This is a genomic window from Roseivivax sp. CAU 1761, from assembly GCF_054482755.1.
The window spans coordinates 1-1,086 of record NZ_JBTLRM010000076.1 but is presented as its reverse complement, the minus strand read 5'-3'; the positions used below and the strand labels follow the sequence as shown (position 1 = coordinate 1,086).

Here is a 1,086-nt window from a genome sequence, read left to right as displayed (position 1 = left end):
GGAGCACATCATGAAGACGCGGGCAGCGGTTGCGCTGGAGGCGGGCAAGCCTCTGGAGGTGATGGAGGTCAATCTCGAGGGTCCGAAGGCGGGCGAGGTTCTGGTCGAGATCAAGGCGACGGGGATCTGCCACACCGACGAGTTCACCCGGTCGGGGGCCGATCCCGAGGGTCTGTTCCCGTCGATCCTGGGCCATGAGGGCGCCGGCGTGGTGCTCGAGGTGGGCGCCGGGGTGACCAGCGTGAAGCCGGGCGATCACGTGATCCCGCTCTACACGCCGGAATGCCGCGAATGCGCCTCCTGCCTGTCGGGCAAGACGAACCTGTGCACCCGCATCCGGGCGACCCAGGGCAAGGGGGTGATGCCGGACGGCACCTCGCGCTTCTCGATGCCGGACGGCACGCCGATCCACCATTACATGGGCTGCTCGACCTTCGCCAACCACACGGTGCTGCCGGAGATCGCGCTGGCCAAGGTCGACCCCGCCGCGCCGTTCGACAAGATCTGCTATATCGGCTGCGGCGTGACCACCGGGATCGGCGCGGTGATCAACACCGCCAAGGTCGAGATCGGCGCCACCGCGGCGGTGTTCGGGCTCGGCGGCATCGGGCTGAACGTGATCCAGGGGCTCAGGATGGCCGGCGCCGACAAGATCATCGGCGTCGATCTGAACAACGAGAAGAAGAAAATGGCCGAGCATTTCGGGATGACGCACTTCGTCAACCCGAAGGAGATCGACGGTTCGGTGGTCGAGCACATCGTCAACCTGACCAAGACCGATTTCGACCCGATCGGCGGGGTCGATTACTCGTTCGACGCCACCGGCAACACCCAGGTGATGCGCGACGCGCTGGAATGCACCCATCGCGGCTGGGGCACCTCGGTGATCATCGGCGTGGCGGCGGCCGGCGCCGAGATCTCGACCCGGCCGTTCCAGCTGGTCACCGGGCGGAACTGGAAGGGCACCGCCTTCGGCGGCGCGCGCGGCCGCACCGACGTGCCGAAGATCGTCGACTGGTACATGCAGGGCAAGATCGAGATCGACCCGATGATCACCCACAAGCTCTCCCTCGACGAGATCAACAC

1 protein-coding gene is annotated in these 1,086 nt (G+C 66.4%); it reads left to right on the top strand.

Features of this window, described 5'->3' with window-relative positions; all coding sequences use genetic code 11:
- Positions 1 to 10: 10 nt before the first annotated feature.
- Positions 11 to 1,086, top strand: a 1,076-nt coding sequence (locus tag ACXYMW_RS19740) for an S-(hydroxymethyl)glutathione dehydrogenase/class III alcohol dehydrogenase (protein WP_459037039.1), incomplete at its 3' end; no start/stop codon positions are given.